The organism is Paenibacillus doosanensis, from assembly GCF_025060755.1.
Lineage (GTDB): Bacteria > Bacillota > Bacilli > Paenibacillales > NBRC-103111 > Paenibacillus_S > Paenibacillus_S doosanensis.
Window position 1 is genome coordinate 1 of record NZ_JANYUY010000097.1, and the last position, 6,998, is coordinate 6,998.

The 6,998-nt window shown below is 42.0% G+C and carries 5 protein-coding genes and 2 pseudogenes; 3 read left to right on the top strand and 4 right to left on the bottom strand.

Going from position 1 to position 6,998, the window contains the following annotated elements:
* Positions 1-661: 661 nt before the first annotated feature.
* From N0M98_RS33320 to N0M98_RS33965, 3 genes and pseudogenes are all read left to right on the top strand, one after another.
* Positions 662-1,702, top strand: coding sequence for an IS1595 family transposase (locus N0M98_RS33320; protein ID WP_259620472.1), 1,041 nt, complete (start codon positions 662-664; stop codon positions 1,700-1,702).
* Between the two features lie 30 nt (positions 1,703-1,732).
* Positions 1,733-2,608 carry an RCC1 domain-containing protein gene (locus N0M98_RS33325; protein WP_259620473.1) on the top strand — a complete coding sequence of 292 codons (876 nt, stop codon included), beginning with the start codon at positions 1,733-1,735 and terminating at the stop codon, positions 2,606-2,608.
* Positions 2,609-2,861: 253 nt separating this feature from the next.
* Positions 2,862-3,963: pseudogene (locus N0M98_RS33965) on the top strand (IS4 family transposase).
* Between the two features lie 78 nt (positions 3,964-4,041).
* Here the strand turns inward: N0M98_RS33965 and N0M98_RS33340 are convergent.
* The 4 genes and pseudogenes from N0M98_RS33340 to N0M98_RS33355 all read right to left on the bottom strand — a co-directional run.
* Complete coding sequence (locus N0M98_RS33340; RefSeq protein WP_259620476.1) at positions 4,042-4,500, bottom strand: hypothetical protein; 459 nt, start codon at positions 4,498-4,500, stop codon at positions 4,042-4,044.
* Between the two features lie 137 nt (positions 4,501-4,637).
* Positions 4,638-5,591 carry a restriction endonuclease gene (locus N0M98_RS33345; protein WP_259620477.1) on the bottom strand — a complete coding sequence of 318 codons (954 nt, stop codon included), beginning with the start codon at positions 5,589-5,591 and terminating at the stop codon, positions 4,638-4,640.
* A gap of 27 nt (positions 5,592-5,618) precedes the next feature.
* Positions 5,619-5,879, bottom strand: a pseudogene (locus N0M98_RS33350) (DUF6037 family protein); the annotation flags it as partial.
* A 284-nt stretch (positions 5,880-6,163) separates the two neighbouring features.
* On the bottom strand, positions 6,164-6,998 hold an 835-nt coding region (locus tag N0M98_RS33355), incomplete at its 5' end, for a DUF2399 domain-containing protein (RefSeq protein ID WP_259620478.1).

The following is a 6,998-nucleotide window of genomic DNA, read 5'->3' on the forward strand; positions in this document are numbered from 1 at the left end:
TCCGCTTGGAGTTTTTTCATTGCGCAGCAACGCTCGTTCGGCACAGTCGATCAGTTGTGCTCAAGCTGATCAAGGATTTTGGCAACCAACACGCTTGGAAGCGTATCGAAGCTAAAGTGGTTCAATTGGAATGACACTTCCCAACATTTTCCGCCGCATTCTTATGCGCTTTCGAAATTCAGGTTAAGTTATTACAAATACCCACTGTCCGGATGATCCGCGAAATTGCTACGAACCTAGGCTGAGGGATATTCTTCCGGCCACTCGCTCTTACAACTTCTTCTTCCTTCGGCTGATCCATGATTAACGAAACTTCCTTTTTTCACACTCCAATCGTTGAAATTCTTCACTTAAGTCTTTTATTGTCAATAGTACTTCGTCTCCGCCTAAGCCACTCGGGCGGTAGGGGCGGGCAAATCAGTATCAATCCAGGATGAACGGCATACCCAGTTTGTTGCTTGCATGTCTTCATGATCGTGAGCAATGTAAAGCCAAACAACATGTGCGGTAGTGTTCCTACTTCTTTCTTTAGTCCGTTCATTCTTGTAATATGTACTCTCTTTTATTATTAGGCTATGTTTATCTTGAATGTTGATATTTGAACATTGCGAACATTTGTTCTATAACGAGGGTAATCATATTACTCGGAGCTGATTACCCTATGGATTTAAAGAAACTGATAAAACTCGCCAAGGGCTTGGACAGTAAGGACAAGCAACAGCTTATTCTCTCTTTGCAGTCAGAAACCAACGGTGCGGCACCTATCCGAGTGATAGATGAAATTCATGAACAAAAGCATAAAGACGGGCTGGTTTGCCCCCATTGCCATAGTCATACCGTTGTTCGCTTCGGAAAGTACACAATTACAACACGAGCTGGCGAGGTAAAGCGTCAGCGTTATCGCTGCAAATCTTGCCTCCAAACGTTCAATGACCTGACAAATACGCCTCTCCAGCGGACGCGGCGACCTCATCTGTGGGTTCGTTTTATAGAACTGATGATTGAAGGAATTTCGTTGCGAAAATGTGCCGAACTGATGTATGAAGAGGTTACATTCGTGACCTTGTTTTACTGGCGGCATAAAATTCTCGCTGCGTTAAAGCACGTTCCAACTGATGCATTCCACGGTATTGTCGAAATGGACGAGACCTACTTCCTGTACTCGGAAAAGGGCAGGCGGAACATAACCGAGCGCAAGCCGCGTAAGCGCGGGGGAAAAGCGAAGCACCGAGGTATCAGCAACGACCAAATCTGTGTGCTGGTCGCCCGAGACCGTCAGAAGATGACCTTCTCAGGCGTTCTTGGACGCGGGCGCATTCGCACTACAAAACTGGATGAAGCAATTGGGTCTCACCTTTCAAACTCCAATGTGCTTTGCACGGATTCCTGGCGGGCATTCAGTTCCTATGCCAATCAAAAGGGTTTGGCACATTATCGTTTCAAATCCGATGGGAAACAGCGCATCAAAGGTGTGTATCATATCCAGAACGTCAACAGCTACCATAGCCGACTGAAACGATGGATGGACCGTTTCAACGGGGTGGCAACAAAGTACCTGGAGCATTACTTGGCGTGGTTCCGCTATCTCGACAGCAAGGAGTATGAGAATACAACGTCGAATAAGAAAAACATGTTAGTGTCCTCATGCATGTTTTCTGTGAAAGATACGAACACCAGACTTCGACGGATGACTTACTGTTGAGCTAAACGGAGGAACTTGTGGAGGTAAAATATGGACTACATTTCACGGAAGGAAGCGGTGCGATTGCGTAACGATACGATAGCGGCGGGTCGTCGTCATACCGTTGGTCTTAAAACTGACGGAATGGTAGCGGCAGTGGGTGATAATAAATACGGTCAATGTAAAGTAAGCGATTGGTGCCATATCGTCGCGGTTGTTGCTGGTAATGTTCATATGGCGACGAACACGGGTAATGCTCATACAATCGGTCTTAAATCTGACGGTACGGTGACAGCTGTGGGTTGGAATAGGCATGGACAATGCGATGTCAACGACTGGCGCGATATTGTAGCAGTTGCGGCAGGTTGGTGCCGTACCATTGGGGTTAAATCGGATGGCACGGTGGTGGCTGTGGGTCGAAATAATGAAGGTGAATGCGATGTAAGCGGCTGGCATGATATTGTAGCGGTCACGGCGGGTGACTGGCATACAGTCGGTCTAAAATTAGATGGAACGGTAGCGGTAGTGGGTAACAATAAGTATCGCCAATGCAATGTAAGCGACTGGCGCGACATGGTGGCTGTTTCGGCGGGGTATCTTCATACTGTTGGGCTTAAATTGGATGGCACGGTTACGGCTGTGGGTTGGAATAAGCATGACCAATGCAATGTAAGCGACTGGCACGATATTGTAGCAGTTGCGGCAGGTAGTTATCATACCGTGGGTCTTAAATCTGATGGTACGGTGGTGGCGGTGGGTTTGAATAAGCATGACCAATGCGATGTAACTGGTTGGCACGACATTAGGGCTGTTGCGGCGGGGTGTGCCCATACTCTCGGACTTAAATCTGACGGTACGGTGGTGGCGGTAGGTGATAATGATTATGGACAATGTGATATAAGCGGATGGAGCAGTATCCAACAATAATCCGCCCTTAACAGGGCAGTTATATTTTTGGCTGGTAATCAACATTGAGATTTAACATAGCCTATTATTAATGAGTTTTTCACAGTTCGCCCGTCTTATCAATTTACATAAATTTCCAAATTGGTTTTCCAATTACATTTGGATCAGGCAAGAATGCTCTCCTAAACTGGTTAACCACTAAATGGTAGAAAAAGAGCCGTCAACCCGGTAAAATGTTTGTACCCCTACAAACAGACCGGAAGGTGACGACTCCATGAAAAAGTCTAACACGATTCTCCCGATTCTTCAAACTGTCCTTACACCCGAAGAAGCCGAATCCATCGTTAAAGCGATTGGTTATGTGGATAAGGCGCACTATTGGGTTGCCGCAGCCAATGAAGAATGGTCCGGGTATCGTTTCGGCGCAGATCATGCTGCTTGTAACGGTCTGTCTCAAGTTCGCTATTCGTGTTTTTCCGGAAAAGCAGCTGATGTGCCGTTTGCTGTATTTAAAGAGCTATTTCACCTGCTTGTCCGCAAATGTAATCGCGAAACTCGGCGAAAGCTGGCCTTTCCAAAAGAATTGCTACTCATTGACTCTACGACGATGACGGTTGGGAAAACTCGCTTGCCCTGGGCCCCCTACCACGGAGAGCGGGCTGCGGTTAAACTGCATGTTGCATTGCGGGCGCAAAACGGACAACCGCTTCGCGTTACGGAAACGATCGGCGCAAGGCACGATGGCCCTGATGCGAATCCTTGGAAAACCCCGACTTTATTATGGTCATGGACCGGGCTTACGGCAAACTGGAGCGCCTGGACCGCTATAAACAAGATGGACAATCCTTTGTCATCCGGCTTCGTGACAATGTTCATTTTGAAAACCCTATGCACTTCGGCGTCAAGTCACTACAGATTCTCCGGTCATTCGGGATATCACTTGCCAGTTGGGAACCCCTCAGTGTCATTCTAAGCATCGTCACCGTGTTGTCATCTTTCGTGATTTTGAGGGTAGAGAGATTCGCGTCGTGACCGATTTGCTGGGCATTACAGCTGAACAAATCGCCCTGATCTATAAAGCTCGTTGGCAAATAGAGGTGTTTTTTCGTTGGATCAAGCAACATCTAAACATTCCAACGTTATTGGGTACGACCGAAAACGCCGTCTATGGCCAATTGTTCTCTGCGCTGATCGTCTTTGTGCTGCTCCAATGGCTATTTGATGGGACAAAACAAGGATTCCCTCGTCATGCTAATCTTTCGTTTGTTCGATTTGCTCGCCTGCTTCTTCTGGATCGATTACCCGTAGAATGGATGATTCGCTTACATCGTCTCATTGTGGATTACGGATCGATCTTAGTTACATATTCTGGTTAATCAACAGGCCTGGCATCACATAATTGTAGCAATAAATACTCAGCTGCACATCCCAACATTGTAGCAGCGGCGATCCGATTATTTCATAGCACATTCGCAAGCTTCATAAATATGCGCTTTTTCTATTTCGCTCATTTCAGAATTCAATGTCAAATGGATCAAATTCTGAAAAATATGATGTTTCTCTAAGTGCGAAGATTCACCTGAACTTTCTCTTCTTACAACAACTTTGTTCATTGTTGTCCCCAGCTTAATTCCAACAAAACCATAGGCATCATCATCTACGTAAATTTCAGAACAATAGTTACTTAATTTATTTCTGACTTCATAATTGTCGACGATTTTTTTGAATTTTACAGGAATTTTCAATTCGACATATGCACTTCTTTGATTTGATACTTTACCGGAATACTTCCAATCGTGATGGATAACAATTTCAGATTGATTAATAATGTTGTATAACTCTGTTTCATCATCTGCTTCGAGACAATCTAATAATGTAGAAAGGAACCTTTCTTCGTAAGAAACTTCTGTCATATATTTTTCCTCCAATTGTTGAAGACTAAATTATAATCAAGATGAAGTTCGATTTTAGCACCTTAAAACTCTAAGCACCGCATACTTCAGCCGGAACAAGCAATCATAAGATGAAAATATTGCAAAACAACGCTTTTTCAGAATATTAATGAACGTGAACTAAGAAATGGTTCTGATTCAATGTTAAATTTCGCTATTTTCTTTTGTAATAAGTCAATTAAAGAAATATCCTGAGTTAATACCATTCTTAAATCAAAACCATCCATTAGAAAAATTGATTTGTCAGGTTGTTGCTTCATCAAAGGAATAACATGAGAAGACCAACCGCCGATTGAAAGAAAGAGTCCCATAGTTTGTTTACCTGAACGGGCAACTTTCCCATAAAGTGCATCTAATTGCTTCATATCTGTTAGTTGATTTGTCCATTTCATTTCAACAAGGTAGTGCCATCCATCTAGTTTAAATGCTCCATCGATTTGCTCCCCACCTTCATTACGACGAAAACTTTGCATTAGAGCGATATCATAAACATTAAAGAGCATATTCATTAATTGTTCTAACATTAATCCTCGCTTTTGTGGATTATCTTTCATCATAACAAGTTCGTCATACATTATAAGCAGAAGTTTCGATTGCTTTTGGATTTCATTGTCCATTTCCACTTTGGCAGCTCGTCGTTCTTCCTCCAACTTCTTTCTTTCTTTTTCCTTTTCTTCTCTTAAAATTTGTTTTTCTTTCTCATCCAATATCTCTATTATATTTAGCACTTCTCTAGCTTTCTGAACTGTTGCTCGTGCAAGCATCTCATTATCGGTCAAGTGAAATTGATTCCAGTTAGCGGCAACTTTAATTATTGAATTGAAATTTGATTTATATTCAGGTTTCTTTTCTAACTCCTGAACAATTATCGTCCCCATGTCTCGCTTAGTGAGTGGCTTACCTTCAACATTACGTTGTTTCAGGAGGTTTGCAAAGAACTTATCACTAATACCAGCGGGTCGAAGTATCAACTCATACATTTGTGTTTTTTTGTATACTAAATAAGCAATTATATCGATAACAAGCCTTTTTGTATCATGATTTGTATGCATATGAATAGCTCCTTTGGACATGTAATGCTAAGTTAGTCCATGCATGGTTCTCACAATATATATCCGTTGATTTGTTAGATCGTTAAACTGAGCTTTTTTAACATCATCTGTCCATCTACTACTTACATTTTTGGCTTTACACCGGACATAAGCATCTTGACCAAGTAATAAGCGCGTCTTTTCAAGATTATTAGGAGTAGCTTTGTTACCACTGATTGTTTTATCAAGCCAGCCCATAAAATAAATTTTATCCGCTTCTTCCACATCTTTGCGATAAACTCCTATTTCATTTGTTTGGGAGTATTCATCTTAACAGCTTTTTGTGGAATACTTTTGTTAAACTCAGTAAAGATCATAGATAGGCTTAAACTTATTTGTTGCATCATATTGCAAACCGAGTATTCGACGTAATTCTGAATTACTTTTCACGTTCAAGCGTAGGGTCAATAACCCTTTATAACATTTTTGCATTTACTAGAATTCTTGCCACGCAGATAATAAGACCAACTACGTAACGATACTTCCTTCCCATCTCTACTGCAGATCCCCAATGCTTAGGGGCATCAAGGTTTTTATATAATTAAGGGAGCATCCTTCTTGCATCCTTCTTTTTTCAATAAACTTAGATTATCTTGAATCAACTTACTTATCATATTTATCCAGTCTGCTTTTAAACTAGCAACGGTAGCTTCCTGGTAAACTTTGTATCCCACTTTCTCCATGATTTGAGCTAATTGATCTCCACGCATATTACCGAGTATTTTTCTATCTTGATTTGACATACGCTTACTATCTGGGTCAAAAAGACTTTGGTATGTCTCTGCATCCATGTGATAGCGAATAATCTTTTTTTGAACCAGTTTCTCCATGTTACGTTCCATTTGAACACCATGTAAATCAAAATCACCTGAGTAAAAAACTTCGCAGCTAGGATTAGTCTCAAGACACTTTATGATAAAATACTTAGTTGCGCTTCGCGGCTGTCCAGAAGTGCAAATCAGCGGGGGAATGACGGATGAAATTTGTTCAAAAGAATAACCGTTTTGATCTAAAAAAAATATAGTTTCAACTACCAAAAAAGAAAATACAACTGGGTTTTCAAAAAGATAGATTTGGGAATAAGCTGGCCAATGCTCCACAGCTTCAATTTCCTGAAGGCTGAGGGGCCTCGGAGAACTGCCATATATAAACCCCGAAGCAAATACATGTGCTATAGAACTAATATCGTCATCGCGAAGTCCAAAGAAACGATAAACTTGTCTATCTTTCATGAAAGCAGGAACTGTTGCCGCTGAAAGATAATGCCCAATTGCTGACGGGATTGCCTGTCCGAGAATTGCTGAATATAATGACCGTATCACAGAAAAGGAAAAGGATGCTTCCCATGGATGTGAGCCTGCGCCAACA

What these genes read in the sequence shown, in the direction of transcription:
- N0M98_RS33320 (WP_259620472.1), top strand. Translation starts at nt 662, where the DNA reads ATGGATTTAAAGAAACTGATAAAACTCGCCAAGGGCTTGGACAGTAAG.
- N0M98_RS33325 (WP_259620473.1), top strand. Translation starts at nt 1,733, where the DNA reads ATGGACTACATTTCACGGAAGGAAGCGGTGCGATTGCGTAACGATACG.
- N0M98_RS33340 (WP_259620476.1), bottom strand. Translation starts at nt 4,500, where the DNA reads ATGACAGAAGTTTCTTACGAAGAAAGGTTCCTTTCTACATTATTAGAT.
- N0M98_RS33345 (WP_259620477.1), bottom strand. Translation starts at nt 5,591, where the DNA reads ATGCATACAAATCATGATACAAAAAGGCTTGTTATCGATATAATTGCT.